This window comes from Candidatus Woesearchaeota archaeon B3_Woes (assembly GCA_005222965.1).
Lineage (GTDB): Archaea > Nanobdellota > Nanobdellia > Woesearchaeales > B3-WOES > B3-WOES.
In genome coordinates this window covers 751,591-769,906 of record NJBG01000001.1, presented here as the reverse complement: position 1 = coordinate 769,906, position 18,316 = coordinate 751,591, and the positions used below count along the sequence as shown (strand labels likewise).

At 30.3% G+C, this 18,316-nt stretch carries 11 protein-coding genes; 3 read left to right on the top strand and 8 right to left on the bottom strand.

The window, feature by feature from the left end:
* Positions 1 to 43 precede the first annotated feature (43 nt).
* Genes CEE44_04140 through CEE44_04125 form a run of 4 tightly spaced genes read right to left on the bottom strand, consistent with a single transcriptional unit; the run spans position 44 to position 8,044 of the window.
* A complete protein-coding gene (locus tag CEE44_04140; protein ID TKJ17694.1) occupies positions 44 to 1,378 on the bottom strand; it encodes a transcriptional regulator in 1,335 nt (444 codons plus the stop codon).
* 25 nt (positions 1,379 to 1,403) lie between these two features.
* Entirely contained in the window at positions 1,404 to 4,697 is a 3,294-nt protein-coding gene (locus tag CEE44_04135) for a hypothetical protein (GenBank protein ID TKJ17693.1), read from the bottom strand.
* Positions 4,678 to 7,779 carry a hypothetical protein gene (locus CEE44_04130; GenBank protein ID TKJ17692.1) on the bottom strand — a complete coding sequence of 1,034 codons (3,102 nt, stop codon included), beginning with the start codon at positions 7,777 to 7,779 and terminating at the stop codon, positions 4,678 to 4,680. Before CEE44_04130 ends, CEE44_04135 begins: the two co-directional genes overlap by 20 nt.
* Complete coding sequence (locus CEE44_04125; protein TKJ17691.1) at positions 7,766 to 8,044, bottom strand: hypothetical protein; 279 nt, start codon at positions 8,042 to 8,044, stop codon at positions 7,766 to 7,768. The genes CEE44_04130 and CEE44_04125 overlap by 14 nt, the downstream gene beginning before the upstream one ends.
* Before the next feature lie 142 nt (positions 8,045 to 8,186).
* Here CEE44_04125 and CEE44_04120 point away from each other — a divergent pair, with 142 nt between their 5' ends.
* Positions 8,187 to 9,035 carry a hypothetical protein gene (locus CEE44_04120; protein ID TKJ17690.1) on the top strand — a complete coding sequence of 283 codons (849 nt, stop codon included), beginning with the start codon at positions 8,187 to 8,189 and terminating at the stop codon, positions 9,033 to 9,035.
* 199 nt (positions 9,036 to 9,234) lie between these two features.
* On the opposite strand, the gene CEE44_04115 is transcribed toward CEE44_04120, so the two are convergent.
* The 4 genes from CEE44_04115 to CEE44_04100 are packed head-to-tail and all read right to left on the bottom strand — an operon-like array spanning position 9,235 to position 16,306.
* Positions 9,235 to 9,957, bottom strand: coding sequence for a hypothetical protein (locus CEE44_04115; GenBank protein TKJ17689.1), 723 nt, complete (start codon positions 9,955 to 9,957; stop codon positions 9,235 to 9,237).
* Between the two features lies 1 nt (position 9,958).
* Positions 9,959 to 13,300, bottom strand: a complete 3,342-nt coding sequence (locus CEE44_04110; GenBank protein TKJ17688.1) for a hypothetical protein — start codon at positions 13,298 to 13,300, stop codon at positions 9,959 to 9,961.
* The gene (locus CEE44_04105) at positions 13,293 to 14,492 is read right to left on the bottom strand and encodes a hypothetical protein (protein TKJ17687.1); all 1,200 of its coding nucleotides are present in this window, start codon (positions 14,490 to 14,492) and stop codon (positions 13,293 to 13,295) included. Before CEE44_04105 ends, CEE44_04110 begins: the two co-directional genes overlap by 8 nt.
* Before the next feature lie 23 nt (positions 14,493 to 14,515).
* Complete coding sequence (locus CEE44_04100; protein TKJ17686.1) at positions 14,516 to 16,306, bottom strand: alanine--tRNA ligase; 1,791 nt, start codon at positions 16,304 to 16,306, stop codon at positions 14,516 to 14,518.
* A gap of 111 nt (positions 16,307 to 16,417) precedes the next feature.
* Here CEE44_04100 and CEE44_04095 point away from each other — a divergent pair, with 111 nt between their 5' ends.
* Together CEE44_04095 and CEE44_04090 are read left to right on the top strand one after the other, a co-directional pair.
* Complete coding sequence (locus CEE44_04095) at positions 16,418 to 17,077, top strand: hypothetical protein (protein TKJ17685.1); 660 nt, start codon at positions 16,418 to 16,420, stop codon at positions 17,075 to 17,077.
* The gene (locus CEE44_04090; protein TKJ17684.1) at positions 17,061 to 18,314 is read left to right on the top strand and encodes a hypothetical protein; all 1,254 of its coding nucleotides are present in this window, start codon (positions 17,061 to 17,063) and stop codon (positions 18,312 to 18,314) included. The genes CEE44_04095 and CEE44_04090 overlap by 17 nt, the downstream gene beginning before the upstream one ends.
* Positions 18,315 to 18,316 lie beyond the last annotated feature (2 nt).

Genomic DNA, 18,316 nt, shown 5'->3' with positions numbered 1-18,316 from the left:
CATTAACCTTTTATTTTATCAGGTTCTCCTCTAATATATTCTTTTATTTTATAATTTCCCAGTACCCTCCTTTGTCTGGACCAACTCTTTTAAGAACATTTTTTTCTTTGAGTTTTTTAATATTGGTTTCAATATTCTTTGTAGCTATGCCTACTTTTTTAGATAATTTTGCAATGGATACATATTTATTAATTTTTATATGCCTTAGGATTATCTCCTGATTTTTTGTAAGCTTTTCTCCCACCTTTTCTCCCACCTTTTCTCCCACCTTTTCTAATCTTTTGAAAATAAGAGTAAACCAATTTTCATCAATTTCAAATCTCAAATCTAATTTATAATTTTTCATTGAATTTTCCATTCTTTTAATACCAGAACCAACCTTTTCAACCAAACCCATTCTCTGAAGCAAGCCAAACAAAAGATTATTTCTTGACAAGCTCTTTTTACCTAAATCTTTTTTTGTGATTCCTTTCACTAATCCTCCTGGATTGGTTATTTCAACCCTATCAGAAAAGATTTCAACGAGAATATTAGCCCCAGCAATAAAATAATCCCTATGGGCTATTGCATTTAATAAAGCCTCTCTAAGTGCTTCTTCTGGCAATTCTAATCTCTCTTCCCTTGGTCCTGCTTTTATTATAAACTCTGTATTCAGATGAGATTGCAGGTAAAGAAAACCATTTTGAAAATTAGAATACAAATCTGCATTAAACTCTTTTCTGTCAAGGATTTTATACTTTGTTTTTCCCTGATACAGAACACAGGTTATTGTAGCATTAGTAAAGAATTTTGTTATTCTATGGCAAAACAACAAAACCCCAGCATTTTTGATATATTCTTCTTTTACAAGAGATAAGTTTTCTAAAATTTCTTTTTTGCCAATTATCTGGCTTATTTTTGATTTTTCCAAAAAAGTTTTAAATTTATGTTTGTCAAAATCCTCTTCCAAATCAAAATCATGATTTAGCTTTTCGTCCCACAAGATTAACCCTTCTTTCTGGAAGAATTCTCTTATCTCATTTCTTGTAAGCTGCTGTGAATTTGTTCCATATCTTATAAAGAACTTTCCTTTTGTAGAATAAGGCTTTTTTATTCCTTCTGGAACATTAATTATTAAAATATTGTCTATCTCTTCTAAAAAGATGTCAAGTTTAGGATCAAAATTTCTTGTTAAATCATAAATTTGTGATTTCAATTTATTCGTTATCTGAATACCCTTTACTTCGCCTGTATCACTTACACCCAGCAAGATTTTGCCGCCATTGGCATTTACAAAGGCACAAATTTCCCTGGCTATTGAATCTGAATAAGATTCTTTAAACTCTATATTATATCCTTCACCTTCCTGTAAAATAAATTCAAGCTCTTTTTTATTCATTTTGGATTTTGGTATTACCTCTTTTTTATCCTGCTCTTATCTCTATTGAGTCTGATACTCTCCTGTTGTTTGTTCCTATTGCTTCAAATGTAACTGTCAGGCTACAGCTTGAATCTTTTATGTGTGTTATTGTGAATTGGCCACCACTTTCACTAATGCTAACACATTCTGAAAATGCTGGGGAATATGTCCATGCTGTTATTGGATCGTTTGCTGGATCATAGACAGCATCATTAAGATCTAGTGGTTCTAAGCCTCCTGAAGGAATTTCTAAAGGAGATATTGATGATAGATCCATTACCATTGTATCATTTATTGTTATAGATAAAACTTCTGAATAACCAACACTTCCTCTTTGATCTATTGCTTTTATTTGCACTATCCAATCTCCATTTGGTAGATTTAATATCGTGTGTGTTTTTGGAGAATCGTCGTGTACTTGGCCACTTTTTCTAGGTATATAATTCCACAATAATTCATAATTGACTGGATATTCTTCATCTGTTATTTTAAACTCAACCTCTACATCTCCTGGTATTGTTACAATATTTTCAGTTATTATTTCTGCTTCTGGTGGATTCATTAAATTTAATTCATTTACCTGACCGCAGAAATCTTGTAGTACTGAATTTACATTTGGTATTCCAGATTTAAATGCAAATAAAGGATTTAATTCAACAATATTGGGTTCTTGTTTGCATATTGTTGCATCATTATTTAATGATATTATTAATTTTTTAGGTGAATCACTATAATCACATTTGCTAATTGCTTGTGATTTTATTTGTGATAGACTAGATGTAGAGAATAATTCTTTTATTTTAAAGAAATTTATTCCATGTTCTGAATGATATTGTGAGAATGCGCTTGTTCTAATTATTTTTGATGCTGATGATTCTAGATCTGGGGAAAATTCATCCATATTGTTGTAATAATTTCCTGCTAAAATTATATCTAATGAATTTTCAGGTGAAAAAGTATTCATTGATTCACAATCAGAATTGGCATCAATTAATGTTATTGAATCTACATCTTTGTTTATTTCTGTTCTTATATTTCCGTATCTAACTTCAACATCCCATGTAAGTTCTGCTGAGTTTTGATTTCCTAGAGTATTTCTACTACGCCATGTGTTGGCGTAGTATTTATCATTAGCAGTTTCATCATCATGAGCTCCGTCATCGTATAATGTTATTGAGTCAATTACTGTTTCATCTTTTTTTATGTGCGCTATAACTAGTGTATTTTCTGATGCGCTTTGAATGTAATAAGATATTAAGAAAGAATCTCCTTCTTTTCCAAATCCTTGTGGGTCTCCTTCTAATGATTGTATGTTTAGGTTGCCTTCTCCTGATAAAGGATGTTCACCAGAACATTCTGTTAGTTCTAAGCATGTTCTTTGTGTTTTATTTCCATTACATTCTTCATCTAAATAGTTATCAAGACAATATCCATCATAAGTTATACAACAAACAAGCTGTGGTGGGGGAGGGGGTGGTGGGGGTTCTGGTGGCTTATAAGCCATGTTTGTTGTTATTAATCCTTCTGCAGTACATTTACATGTAGCTTCAGTATTGGGCCATGTGAAGTTTGTTAAAACAGCAGCCACTGTGTACATTTTACCTCCTTCAAGAGTATATATATCTCCACTAGGTGAATATGCTGGTGTTTGGGTAGGTGTTTCGAACACAGAGCATTCACATTCTCCATCCTCCTCTTCTAACAAAACTGTGATGTTGGTGTTACATTTTGCTTTGATGGTTATTGATCTGTTGTCGCCTAAATTCCATTCTTCTGTTCCCATACCATATGCTTCATATGCAAGTGCAGCATTAATTGTTAATCCTACAGTAGCCAAGCTTGATGCTGCTATCCCTGTGTTAATACCTAAAATAGTTAATGTTGCTCCAGCAGTTTGAGCACCTGCGAATAATCCTGCACCAAAAATACCTCCTGCTCCAAATGTAACTAAAGCTAAAACTATAATTGCTGCTACAGCTAGGATTGGTGTCAAAAAAGCCCATGTGCTTCTTTCTTCTTCTGCTATTGCACTATGTGACTCAGAATTTTGATCTTCACAAGCGATTACTGTCCAATCACTAAATCCAAAAACCATGGTGCCAATTGCACCAGTATCTCTATCTAAAGTATAAGGGTAAGGAATCCAACCATCCTGACCGTTGTACAATAAGCTGTATTCTGTTGGTATGTCTTGTTGATCTTTGTTAAGGAAAATAGTTAATATGGCTGGTGTGCTGAAATTTGTACCAGGTGGATTAAATTGATATATGGGGTATCTTGTTGGGAAAGTAGCATCAACATATTCTGTTACTTTGTCATTCACTACAATATGTGGTGTTTGTTCTCTAACAACAAAATCTTTTTTATACTGACTAATTGTTATTTTATCGGAAGAGGAGACTATACCTGGCTGTAAAATTAAAACAGCTAATCTGTCTGGTGAGAGTAAAATTCTGGTTTTATGACTATTACTAACATCATACATTCTTGAGATGTTGTTTATGCTAAAGTCTGCTGCAAATTTTAGAGTAAATGGTTTTCCGTCTAGAATCTTGCTTTGAGAATCTATTATAGAAAACAATAGTGTTTGATTATCTAATCTTTCATATTCAAATTTATAGAGAGAAGCATCATAATTTTCAAGAGGGTTATTAAAGTCAAAATCTGGTCTTAGTAATTGAGTATTTATAAAATCAACAGATTTACCATAGATTTGTCTAAACCTTATTTTAGGATTATAGATAGAGTTTGAGAATTGTCTCTCAAAGTCTTGTTTTTTAACATCAATTGTATATCTAACTTCTATGCTCATATCTTCTTTGTTTATTTGAATTGTTGTAAATGGTAAAAATTGAGAAATATCCCATCCATTTTCTTTAAATTCATCTAGGTTTGCACAAGTTGGAAGATTTGAGTTTATGTAATATGCTAAATCCTGATCAATCTTTTCAAAACTGCTTGGCATTATGTTGATTGTGTTTTTGAGCCAATAAGCATAATTTTCATCATAATTGTAATCTTCAGGGATCTCTAAGTATAGTCCTTGATCAGACATAAGCTGCATTCCTTTATCTGTTAGAGACTGAATACAATTGTCTATGTTTTCTTTTATGGTATCGCTTTCTAGTGTTAGTTGATGGCCGATTGGTGCAAATTTTTCCATATCTTTTTTTGCAAAATATTCAGATATGTATAATGCTCCCCATACAATAGCTATTATTAGTATTCCAACTAGAATAAATGCAGTTACCTGTGCTTTTATTGTATTGAATAATTTTTTATTCAATTTCTCCTCCATTATTATCTTCTATTGTTATAGAGATTGTGTTTGAGTAACCAATCATGCCTTGTTTATCTGTTGCTTTTATTTGGAATATCCATTCTCCATTTGGTAAGTTTAGTGTGTGTGTTTTTGGAGAGTTGTCGTGTACTTGGTCTTGTACTTGATGCATATGATTCCACAACAATTCATAATTAACTGGATATTCTTCGTCTATTATTTTAAATTCAACATCTACATTTCCTGGTATTGTTGTGGTGTTTTGTGTTATTATTTCTGGTTTTGGTGGGTTTAAAAAAATAATATTATTTACATAACTGCAAAAATCTGATAATACTAAATCGATATTTGTATTTGATATTTCTGATTTGAATGTAATTAATGGATTTAGTTCTACAACTGAATCTTTTTGATTGCATTCTACTGCATTATCATTAAGGCTTATTGTTAGTTTTTTAGGAGAGTTAGAATAGCTACATTGATTATCTAAATAATTGTTTATTTGTGTTGTATCTGTTGTATCAAATAATTTGTTAGACTTGTAAAAATTAATACCTTTGTTTCTGTAATATTGTGTAAATGGAGTTGTCAAAAGTATTTTTGAAGCAGTCCTTTCTGCATTTTGTGAATATTTATTAAAATCATTATAATGATTAGCTGCAAATCTTATATCAAGGTCATTATTAAAAGAAAGAACACCCATTGGATTACAGTCTATGTTTTTATTAAGTATCATTAAAGATCCTACATTAGGAAGTGTTGTTTGTGAATCTGTATAGATAACTTCGATATCTGCTGTAACTTTTTTTGTATTTGAGTTTTGAAGTACTTTTAGAGTATTCCATGTGCTTGCATAGTATTTATCATTTCTAAGTCCATCTTTGTGCATGCCATTATCATATAAGTTTATAGATTCTATTAGTTGGTTATCTGCTTTGATATGGACTATTACCTGTGTGTTTTGGTCTGCACTTGGAAGATAATATGTTATTAAGAAATTTTCTCCTTCTGCACCAAAATTAGACCTCGTGTTTTGGTTGGTTGTTCTTAGTATGCCCTCACCAGATAATGGAAGTGGTTTTGCGCATTCTTTGATTTCATTACAGGTTTTTTCTATTGTTTTTCCATCACATATATCTGTGAGATAATTGTCAAGGCAATAATTATCTTTTGTTATGCAACAACTAAGAAATGGTTTTGTGTTTTTAATAGGTGAAACAGGAGCTGGAAGAATTTCTTCTTCATAAGATGTATCTGAAACAGTTACAACTAAACCTTTTATATTGCATTGGCATGAAGCTTTTTCCTCAAATGCATCAAAATCGGTTACAGCTGCAGTTATTGTGTATGCTTTTCCTTTTTTTACATCATAACTTTTTGATTTTTTTGATTCGCCTGTTTCCATATCTGTTACAAAACAATCACAATCACCGTCTTTTTCTTTTGGATCTATTATAATTTGATTGTCACATAGTGCTGTTATGAGCATTGTGTTTTTTGCGTTTGCTGCCTCGCCCCATAATGTGTATGATTCATATGCTGCTAAGGCTAATGAGTTTAAGTCTGCTATTGAAGGGTATTTTGATAATAACTCATATGCTAAATTATTTCCTAATAGCATGTTTGATGTTGATGCTAAACCAGATTGTGAGTTAGAAGAGTTTTCTTCTTGTGGTGGTTCGTAAACGGCATGAGGAAAGATGATATTTCCTCCCTTGGATAGAGGATTTAAAAGACCTGGTAGAAAGTGTATTGCTAAAGCTATTGCTACGATTGCTGCTATTGCTATAATAATAGGGCCCCATGCACCCCAAAAACCTCTATCTTCTTCTGCTTTAGGACCAGGATATTCCTGAACAGGCATTGCACTACAATCAATAGGAGTGTATTCACTAAAACCATATATTAGAGAATCAATATAACCTGCTGAAGAATTAATCTCATTTGGATAAGGTAACCATCCGTTTTTTCCATTATAAAGCAAGCTAAAATCATCTGGGACGTGTCTTTGGTCTTTATTCAAATAAATCCTTAAAATTACTGGATTGCTAAACATTGTTTCAGCAGAACCAAATCTGTATATTGGATAAGCTGTATTAAAAACAATATCCTTTGTTTGTGTGATAGTTGTTTTAATCTTTTCTGCTGGAGTATTTTCTCTTGTTACAGAATCTGTTTTATATTGTGTTATTGTTATTGTGTCATTACTCTGGATTGTTTCTGGTTCTAGTATCAAAACAGCCAACCTGTCTGGTGAAAATACTGCTCTATAATCTTGGTAATTGCTTATATCATAATTTCTTATAACATTATTTGTGCTAAAGTCTGCTACGAATGTTAGTGTAAATGGTTTTCCATCAAGAATCTTACTTTGAGAATCTATTATAGAAAATAATAGTGTTTGATTATCTAGTTTTTCATGGTTAATTGTGTAACCTGTAGTATTATAACCTTCAAGAGGATTGTTAAAGTCAAAGTCTGGTTTTAGTAATTGATTGTTCATAAAATCAACAGATTTACTATACATTTGTCTGAATCTTATTTTAGGATTATAAATTGAGTTTGAGAATTCTCTTTCAAAATCTTGTTTTTTAACATTTATTGCGTATTTAACTTCTACTCCAATGTCTTGTTCTTGTATTTTTGCTGTTGTAGAAGGATTAAAAGGTGATATATCCCATCCATTTTCTTTGAATTCGTCAAGATTTGCACAATTATATAGGTTTGTGTTTATGTAATATGCTAAGTCCTGTTCAATTTTTTCAAAACTGCTTGGCATTATGTTTATTGTGTTTTTAAGCCAATAAGAGTAATTGTTATAAGTATGATTTTCAGGAATATCTAGATGTAGACCTTGGTCAGACATAAGTTGCATTCCTTTATCTGTTAGAGATTGGACGCAAGTATCTATGTTTTCTTTTATTGTATCGCTTTCCAGAGTTAGTTGATGTCCTGCTGGTGCGAATTTTTCCATGTCTTTTTTTGCAAAATATTCAGAGATGTATAATGATCCCCATACAATAGCTATTATTAGTATCCCTACTAAGATAAATGCTGTTACTTGGGATTTTAGTGTATGGAATGGTTTATTCTTTGACAACAAAATCAACACCTCTTGATTGTAGATAAGCTTCAATTATTTTATTATTTCTTGGAGGAATTAGAAAGGAAGTATTGGAAAGTTTATTTCCTCCTAGTTTTTTTAATAAACCACCATAAGAATAACTTTTTCCGTTTTTTGAAATGTGATAACCAAAGAATTCTCTTAGAAATTTAACCTTGTCTTTTGGGGCCATATCTCTAGGAAAAGAATAAAGAAATAAACTATAGTCTGTCAACTCTTTTTTTTGCAAAATACCACCCACTGTAATGTGTTATATTTGTTTGTTTTTAAAGATTTCTGTAATGGATTACATATTCTGTAATTTGTTATATATGTTTTTGTCCTCACTAGTAAGTTATTACAAAAACGAAAGATTTATATAGTAGTTTTGTCAATAGAAGAGTATGAATAGAAGAGAGTTTTTAGGATTAGGAAAAGATGTAGCAAAAGGAGTTGTATTAGCTTCTGCTTTTTCCTATCTTTCTAAAGTTTTTGGACAAGAACAAGCAAGTGGTTCTTTAGATGGAAGTTTTGTACAAGAACAAATAGGTAATTCTTTAGAATCAAGAATATCACAATTACAACAAAGAATAGAAGAAAAACCTAAAGATCCTAATTTACATTTTGAATTAAGTCAACTATATGAAGAAGATGTTGATGAATATTATGATGCATCTTTATCTGAGTTTGGTTTGGCTGTTGATAATGGATTAAAAGGAAGGTCTGTTTTATCTGATTTATCAAGAGCTGGTGGAAATATGAATGCAATAGGTAAAAAGTTACTTAATCAAGGAAAATATGATGAAGCATTAGAGGCTTTTAAATCTGCTAATGTATTAAGTGGTGGGCATCCTATAACAACCTATAATATTGGACTTGCATATCATTTCCAAGGGAGATTGGATGAAGCACTAGACTCATTTAAAGAAACTCTTAATTCAGACAAAAAAGCGAAGGAAAATTACCAAAGTATTGGTAATGTATATTTAGGTAAAGAAAATCCTAAATTAGCTTTATTATATTTTAATAAAGGAAAGTGTATTGACTCAAATTTTCCTTTTTTTGACATTGGAATAGGAAGGTCTCTTATGTTATTAGAACAGTATGATGAAGCAGTAGGGGCTTTTGATAGAGGATTAGAGCTTTATTCACAAAAGCGAAGATTAGACAAAGAAGAAAAGCAGTTGATAAAAAGAGTAAAAATGTACAGAAAGGAATGTGTACAAAAGCAACAACAAGTTAGTATAAGATAAATAAATAATTATTTCTGTTGTTTTCTAGAGATGTGGAAGCCGATTACTAAGGCTGTTGTTGTGATTGTACTATACATTTATATAAACCAAAATATAATATTCTTAAATGGGTTTTAAAGAATTTTTTCAGTTTAATAAAACAAAAATTATAATAGATACATAAAATGGAAACTTTAGTGGCAGAACGAAGAAAGATTCATTAATCTAAACAAGATTTTATTATACTAGCATTTAATCTTTTTGTTACATTTCCTAGTTCATCCATGGAAGAATAAAGACTGCTTAAAAAATTCTTGTCTGTTTGATGATCTGTAAAATAGATGCATTCTCCTAGATGTTCTGTTTTTCCATAAATGAATTCAAAGTATCCAAAAAAAAGATCGACTTTTTGCTCAATATCCTTGAGTATTCTCAAAGAAGGTTTTGCTTTACCAACATCTGCTAAAGTTAAATCTCCATAATCCATAAATAAAAAAGAAGAAATGTTAACTGGATCGCATGATCCGCTAGTAAATTTATATACATTTGTTTCATAAGGTTGTTTATAACACTCTATCAAAACATTGCCTTTTTCATCTGAAATAGCAACCCCTACAAACCCTTTTTTTATACCCTCTATCTGTTCAACAAAATTAAATTCATAATCATTACCATTTATACTCTTATAAAAGGCTATATAATCATCTATTGAATCTACATCAAATTTTGATTTTCTACTCAAATCTTTATTTTTTGGAAAAGCAAGAACTAAAAATTTAAGTCCTCCATCAAAAACAGATTCTAATGAATAAAAATTGCTCGCTTGATAATTATTAAAATGAAAATAGCAGGGGTGTGTCAAACACATCCTGTCTAGATTCGCATATTGGACGGGTTTATCTAATATTCTAATATCAAATCCTTCTTTTTTCCATTCACTCATACTAAATCTTGGCATTTTCTAATTTAGTTTTAAATTCTGTTTCTATTTCTTTACTAAAATTTTTGATCATTTTATCTATAAGTTGAGGAGAAACATCTTTGTTTATTTCAAACTCCTTTAATAAAAGTTCAAAATGTTCAATGGTTTTTTGTTTTAGGAATCTCTCTAAATGTAAAAAGAAAGGTCTGTTAATTTCTTTTGATATTTTTTTCAATATTTTTTCTTTATACTTTTTTTCAATCAAAAAAACATTTTGTGCATATATATCTGATTTATTAAAAAGTACCCTTACTTCTTTATTCTCGAATTTGTATTTATAGTCAGGATAAGATTTTATGAGTATGCCTTGTTTTTCGAACATATCCATCATAGGTGTACCAAATCTAGGAATAATTCCTCTAACAAACCTATAAATATTGAATCCACCTTTCGAAATAAAGTAGTCAAAGTTTTTTCTAATTTCTTCTAGGGTTGTTGTTGGTTCAAATACTATGATTCCAAAAAGAGGTATAATGCCTGTCTCTCTTAAAGTTTTTATAGCTTTTTTGTTTGATTGAAGCGTTGTATTTTTATTAAAATAATCAAGTTGCCTCTGGATACAGGATTCGACTCCGAGATAAACCATCCTTAAACCAGATTTATATAACTTTTTAAACAATTTTTTATTAATCTCATCTACTCTTGTGTCAAACATATATCTAACTTTTAATCCTCTTTTGATAATTTCGTCTGCGATTTTATAAGCTCTTTTTCTCCCATTTTTCCCCCCTACAAAATTTGGATCAACAAATTTAAATTTATTAAATTTCCACTTTTTGGTTATGTATTCTATCTCATCTACTATATTCTTAGCAGATCTCCCTCTCCAAACAGGACCAATTGATGTTTTTTGAAAAGAAGCAATATCACAAAAAGAACATCCTGAATAATCACAACCTCTACTCGAAGATATAGCAGGGACAAATTTAAGTTCAAGTTCTTTTTGTATATAATCTCTCGCCATAAAAGGTAAACTATCCAGGTTATTTATTTTTTCCCTTGGTTCGTTACTAAAGATTCTACCCTTTTGTTTAAATGTCAACCCTTTTACTTTAGTTAAATCAAAACCTTCTTGTAAACATTGAATTAATTCAAACATTGATTCTTCTCCTTCTCCCCTTATAACAAAATCTGCATCTAGCTCATTTATACATTTCTCAGGGAAATATGAAGGATAGTGACCTCCAAGTACTATCTTATGATTTTTTCTTAGACTTCTTAATTTCTTTATTATTTTTTTTATGTCGGTAAGATTGACATTAGAATGTACAGTTATCCCTATAATGCTATATTTAGATATCTTTTCTATAGTATCTTCTATCGAAATATCTTCAAAAAAAGCGTCAAGAATATCAACATTAATGCCTTTTTTCCTCAAAAAAGAAGCAATTAAACATATAGGCATATTTACGCCCGAGTAACCATGATCGCCTGTACTAAAAGAAAATTTCCAATTATGATAGGGGCAGTATCTCCATGATTTTATAGGTGCTTTTAATGGTGGACAAACTATAACAATCTTCATTAATTGGTTTACATCTAGACAAGATTTACAAACATCACATGATGAATGATGACAAGGATCAGTTAGCTGACCTTTATATGCTCTCTCCCTTTCTCTCATAAAGTAGGTTTTGCTAGTATTATTTTTTATTATATGCCACGGCATAATTTCAGTAGAATCCCTTTCACGATAGTAATATTTTGCTTCTAGTCTATTTTTTCTTAATGCATAGTCCCATATTTCGGGTGTTGGTGTTTTGTTTGTGTAAGGATAAGTTAGTTTACATACATCAAGTAAAACATTCCCTAGACGTCTATCCCCCCTTGTTAGGATGGGTTGGCTGTAAGATATCTCATCATAAACTATTGTTTTAAAATGCACTCTTTTAAAATCCTCACTATTTAATCTTATTTTAATCTTAGATTGTATATACTCTATTTTTCCTATTGCTTCTTTTTGAGATATGTTTCTTTCCAGCTGCAAAGGTGTTAGTGGTTTAGGGAAGTATGCATTTATATGGACTTCTAAAATCCCCTTCTTGTTTCTATCCTTTATTATATTAAAAACATCTATAATAAGATTTATCAAAGAGTCTATATCTTTTTTGGTTTCTGTGGGTATTCCAACCATAAGATATAAACCAAAATTTTTTATGCTTTTTTCGAGACATAATTTAACAGCATTTTTTACTTTTTCGTCGCTCATTTGACCTTTATTTATGAAATTTCTCAGTTTACCTTCGCTTGTTTCTGGAGCAATGATAATCTTGTCTTGGTTACCCATGGCAACAACATTAACGATATTACTGTTTAGGTATTCTACTCTAAATGATCCTAATTTAAGTTTTATGTCATCTTTTTTAACAAAGTCCAATAAAACTTTGAATAAATCAGAATAATACTTAGGTGGTAAAACCTCGTAAAAAAGTTTTATGTTTTTTGTATATTTTTTCCCTTCATTAATGAGTTCTTTTATTTTGTTGAGAGATAACACCCTTTGTTTTCTAAAATGGTTACCTATATAACAAAACCTGCAATGCATCCTGCATCCTCTTGAAACTTCTATTGAGAAAACTTCTTCTTTATATTGTGATTTTTTATTTATTATTGTAGAACAAATAGGGGATTTGTCGAGATTTTTAACATAGTTTCTATAAACATTTTCCTTTCCATTTATGATAATTTTTTTTATTCTTTTGCCTTCAAACTCGAAATCATAGAATGAAGGGACATAGACAGATTCTAAAACATCTATATTTCTAAGAAAACTTTTTTTATCCTCAGAATTCTTGTAAATATCTAGCAATTTATGTATCATTGTTTCTCCTTCACCTATAACAAAAGCATCTATAAATTTTGAAAATGGTTCAGGATTATAACTAGAACACGGACCCCCTGCAATTATCAAAGGACCTTTTTCTTTCCTTTCTGAAGCGATGGGATTAATTCCTGCAAATTTTAACATTCTTACGATATTCACAAATTCATCTTCAAAAGAAACTGTAAAAGAAAGTATATCAGAATTTTTTAATTCTTCCAAAGAATCCCAATCATATAAAGGTAGATTACACTCTACTATTTTTTTCCAAACCTTTTTATTAGGCAAATAACACCTGCCAGCAAAAAAATCATTCCTTGTGTTAATTTCTTTGAAGAAATATTGGATTCCTAAGTTTGGCATACCTGTTGTATAGGTATCTGGATAACAAAGAGTGATTTTATATTTTTTATTTTTATCCAATTTAAATAGGATTTTCTCACTACTCTTTATCCTTTCTATCTCTTTTAATACGTTATTCATGTAACATACCCTTGTATTTTAGGATCCTTTTTTCTTTGGATATTTTGCCTTTTTCATCAACTAAGTCTTTCATATCCCATATAATATGCTCAACTAATTTTGGGTAAAAATAACAATCCCTTTGATCCCTACCAGTAGGATCATAAAAAGCATCTAAATAACAACCTCCTCCGCAAACACCTATAGCAGTACACTCCACGCAACTAGAGTCAAAGATTGGCAATTTTTCGAAATAATAATCTGCCTTTTTGTCTTTTAATTTAGGTATTTTATCTATTTTTATGCATAGACTAGTTGTACCATCTGGATAAAAAGTAATTTGATCTCCCGATATTTTACACGCCCTATCTTTAAAATCCTGGTGAGCTATAGCTTTAATTCTCTTTGCTATCTGATCTATATAAATATTATTTTCTTGTGAATATGAAAATATATTTAACATTTGATTAGTATATTCTTTTATATCTAGTGCAAAGTCAAAATTATTTATATGATGGGGGGTTGTTAAACCCACTGAATCCACACTAAGCTCTTTATGATAGAACTCTACTATATCTGCAAGATCATAAACATTATGGTTTGTAACAACAGCAGATATAGCGATTTTTGAATTTGCATCTTGTAAAGTTCGAAGACCCCTTATTGTATCACCGAAAATCTCGCGTCCATCTGAATATACTCTTTGAGTGTTATGTTGATGCATACCGTCTAATGAAACCAAAACCAATACTTTTTGGTCAGATAAAAATTTAGCATACTCTTTAGTTACCAAAGTACCATTAGTAAAAAGTACTTTCTCTCCTGCTTCACAAGACTCAAAGAGATATTTTGTTATGTCCCACGCATCCAAGGGTTCGCCCCCTATCAACATGAGTGTACCACCCATCATATTTTCATTAAAAAAGGCCGCAATATTTCTAGCTGTTCCATGATTCATCGTTTTTCCAATATTTGATACATCATTTTTAAAAACAACACAATATTTGCATGCAGCATTACACCCTAAAGTTAGCTCAACTCTTGCCTTTTTTAATTTAGGTCTTTCTAGTGTAATAGAATCTAAGAATATATCATCCGCTGGTTGGAGATTTGATTTGTTAAACACTATCTCGTGGTTCAGTGGATTGTATAGAACAAAACCATTTTCCTTTTGAAATTTTTTTATTGGGGTTTTATCAAGTTTTATTCTCATTTTGTATTCAAAACTAGTTAATATTAAAATTCCTCTTTTAGTACTGCTCTTATTCTCCTAATACCTGATGAAGAACTTTTTTCTTTAATAATTTTAAAATTCCCTAATTCAGAGGTTTCTTGGATATGTGGCCCCTTACAAACCTCTTTAGAATAATCCCCTATTGAGTAGACATTAATTTTTTTATCATACTTATCTTGAAATAATGCTATCGCCCCTGAGGCAATTGCCTCTTCTAAACTTGTTACTTTTTTTGTGATTTTTAAATTAGATTTTATCTTTTGATTTACTATCTCTTCTACATTAGAAATTTCTTCAGGTGTTAAAGGTCTTTGGAATGAAAAATCAAATCTTAATCTTTCTGGGGTAACATTGCTCCCTTTTTGTTCAACCTCTTCACCTAAAACATCCCTCAAAGCCTGATGTAGTAAATGTGTTGCAGTATGATATTTCACACAGATATATGAACTGGTCATTAAACCAGAACTAAACTTTTTTTGAAAACCAGCTCTTGATTTGGCTTTGTGTTCTTGTAATAAGTCCTTAAATGTGTTTTGATTAACTATTATTCCTTTCTGTTTACAAATTTCCTCTGTCAATTCAAATGGGAATCCATAAGTATCAAAAAGATTAAATGCTATCTGTGATTCCAGTTCACTTCCTTGAAATAATCCTTCAATTGCTTGCATTAATTTTTTCTTACCTTTATTTAGGGTTTTGATGAATCCATCATATTCTCTAGCAAAATTAAGTAATATTATATCCTTGTTCTCTTGAAGATATGTATGTTCTTCACCCTCATTGAGGATTATTTTATCAACAACACCAACTAGACCATCTTTCTCAATACCTAAACTTGAAGCATGATTTATTGATCTCCTCAAAAGTCTCCTCAAAACATAACCTCTATCAATGTTGCTTGGAATAATGTTTTCGGCTAGTAAGAATGTTGAGGCTCTTAAATGGTCTGCTATGATTCTAACATATTTATTTTCTGATGATAAGTCTTCTTTTTCTATACTGCAAGAACTGATTATATTGGAAACGATTGGTTTAAATATGGTGGTGTCATATACTGAATCCTTGCCTTGTAAGATAGTTGCTATTCTTTCAAGACCTGCACCCGTATCCACGCTTATAAGTTGGAGAGTCTTTAAGCTACCATCTTTTTGTCTGTCATATTGAATAAATACCCCTGCATTCCATATTTCCAAATACCTATCACAATCACAACTAGGTTTACATGTTTCTTCTCCGCAACCATATTCTTCTCCTCTATCAAAATAAATTTCTGTACAAGGCCCACATAAACCTGTAGGTCCTGCAGACCAAAAATTGTTCTTTCCATCCAATTTTATAATCCTTTCTTCTGGGACTCCAACTTTTTCCCATTCTGCCTTTGTTTCTAAATCTTCAGGTACTTTATCATCTCCTTCAAAATAAGTAACACTTAACTTATTTGGATCAAAACCAAAACTATCTACTAATAATTCATAAGCAAGTGGAATAGCATCTTCCTTCCAATAATCATTTATTGACCAACTGCCTAACATAGAGAAGAGTGTTAAAGTCCTTCTGTTATATCCAACATTATCAATGTCTATTGTTCTTAAACATTTTTGTATTGAACATAGCTTACTTTTTTGAGGTTTTTCTATTCCATAAAAATAAGGTTTTATTGTGTGCATACCTGAGTTTATAAAAAGACCAGATGAATCAGATTCAGATGGTATTAAAGATTGATTTGGTAATAAATGATGATCTCTATCTATAAAATAATTCAAGAAAATATTGGTAATTTCTTTATGGTGCATATGTTTAGTATAAGATCAGAATTTATAAATCTTTTGTTTTATTTTACTCACCAGTAGTAAATATGATTAAACATAAAAACATTTATAAATCTAAAGAAGATATTAGGTGATATGTATAATAAACTGCTTATAAATTTCAAAAAAAGATTTTCTTCTATACCTATTATAGCTGGGTCTACAACTATTGTAAAGTTTCAAGATTTCTTTATTTTTGCTATAAATAAATCCAAATACTGGAAAAAGCGTAATAATATGACTCAGATAGGTTTTAGTTGTGTGGGAGGTAGGATAGAACAAAAAGAATCCCCTTTGCGTGCTGCTTTAAGAGAAGTAAAAGAGGAAATCCTACAAGAAATTAAAATTATGCCCTTAAAAGACACAACACACATAAAAGAAAACAATGAAAAAGGAATATTAAAAATAAAAGATGGTCCTGCCTATGTTGTGGAGTTTATCTCTCCAGGAATGCCGGGGGATCCTAATAAAGATGGTAAGTGGGGTTTGTTATTATTCATTTTTATTGGAGAGATAAAAAAAGAACCCTTCCATTCTGATGAAATACCTGGAATCATATTCGTTAAAAAAGATAATTTCGATATATTATATAAAGAAAGTATAACTTATTCTGAGTTGAACAATAATGGAAATTTTATAAAATCTAATGAAACTATTCCAGAAGATGCTATTTTCAAACCAACTTTTTCAGGAAAAATTATTTCAAAGCTAAAAATAAATCCCACTAAACTCTTTGAAAATGGAAAAGATAATTAATTCATTAAAAGAGATGAAATATATAGATAATCAGATACACATAAATAACATCAACTATAAAAGAATTTTATCTAAATTTGATACCCCCATAATTCTATATTCTGAAAAAACTTTATTGAGAAATATCAAAGAAATTAAAAAGGCTTTTAGGAAATATTATAAGAATACTAATATACATTATGCATTAAAGGCGTGTTATTTAAGAAAAATATGTGAAAAAATAAAAAAGGAAGGATTAAAAATAGAGATCCTCTCAGATATAGAATACATATATGGCAGAAAAATCGGTTTTGATAAGAAAGATATTATTTTCAATGGCTGTGCTAAAACAGAGCAAGAACTAAAGTTAGTTATAAAAGAGGAAATCAAGTGTATAAATTGTGATTCTTTATCAGAGATAAATAAAATAAACTACCTTGCCAAAAAAATGAACAAGGTTGTTAATGTTGGTTTAAGAGTTCATCCAGACATTAAGGATAACAGTCTTTTTGTTAATAGGGGAGAAAAACTAGGGATAGATATCAAATCTGGAGAAGCCTTTAGATTAGTAAAAGATATCAAAAAATTAAAAAACTTAAACTTGGTTGGCTTAAATTGCCATGTTTTAGCAAACGAAGTTTCCCCTAATATGCACTGTAGAGTTGCTGAAGAACTTTGTAAATTCTATAAATTCCTTAAATCAAAAGAAATAGATATAAAATTTATTGATATAGGGGGTGGGTTTAATTCAAATTTCCTAATAAAAAATAAAAATTGTTCTATGGAGTTTTTTGCTGCTAGGATATCAAAGATATTGAAGAAATATAATTTTGATGGAGAGTTGATATTAGAACCCGGCAGATACATTGTAAATGATGCATTTGCTGCCTTAACAAATGTTATAACAAAAAAGAAGAGTGTTGGAAAAAAGTGGGTTATTGTAGATATTGGTACCAACATACTTATACCAACAAGACATAATAGATTCTATCCAATCTCATGTACAAAAACAGAAGGAAAGGAAATTATAAATATAGGGGATGGGATTGGGTCTACTGCTGGAGTTATTTCAAGAAATATTCAATCTTATAAAATAAAGGAAAATGATTGCATGGTTATACTGAATTGTGGTTCATATACTCTAAGTATGTCTGAAAATTTTGTATATCTAAAACCTAATATAATAATGGTTGATGATGGTATGAAATTGATTGAAAAAGGTATGAACATAAACGAATTTATTAAAAAAGTGTATTGATG

Bases quoted from the DNA above. Each gene is read 5' to 3' on its own strand.
- CEE44_04140 (TKJ17694.1), bottom strand. From the start codon at position 1,378: ATGAATAAAAAAGAGCTTGAATTTATTTTACAGGAAGGTGAAGGATAT.
- CEE44_04135 (TKJ17693.1), bottom strand. From the start codon at position 4,697: ATGGAGGAGAAATTGAATAAAAAATTATTCAATACAATAAAAGCACAG.
- CEE44_04120 (TKJ17690.1), top strand. From the start codon at position 8,187: ATGAATAGAAGAGAGTTTTTAGGATTAGGAAAAGATGTAGCAAAAGGA.
- CEE44_04115 (TKJ17689.1), bottom strand. From the start codon at position 9,957: ATGAGTGAATGGAAAAAAGAAGGATTTGATATTAGAATATTAGATAAA.
- CEE44_04110 (TKJ17688.1), bottom strand. From the start codon at position 13,300: ATGAATAACGTATTAAAAGAGATAGAAAGGATAAAGAGTAGTGAGAAA.
- CEE44_04105 (TKJ17687.1), bottom strand. From the start codon at position 14,492: ATGAGAATAAAACTTGATAAAACCCCAATAAAAAAATTTCAAAAGGAA.
- CEE44_04100 (TKJ17686.1), bottom strand. From the start codon at position 16,306: ATGCACCATAAAGAAATTACCAATATTTTCTTGAATTATTTTATAGAT.
- CEE44_04095 (TKJ17685.1), top strand. From the start codon at position 16,418: ATGTATAATAAACTGCTTATAAATTTCAAAAAAAGATTTTCTTCTATA.
- CEE44_04090 (TKJ17684.1), top strand. From the start codon at position 17,061: ATGGAAAAGATAATTAATTCATTAAAAGAGATGAAATATATAGATAAT.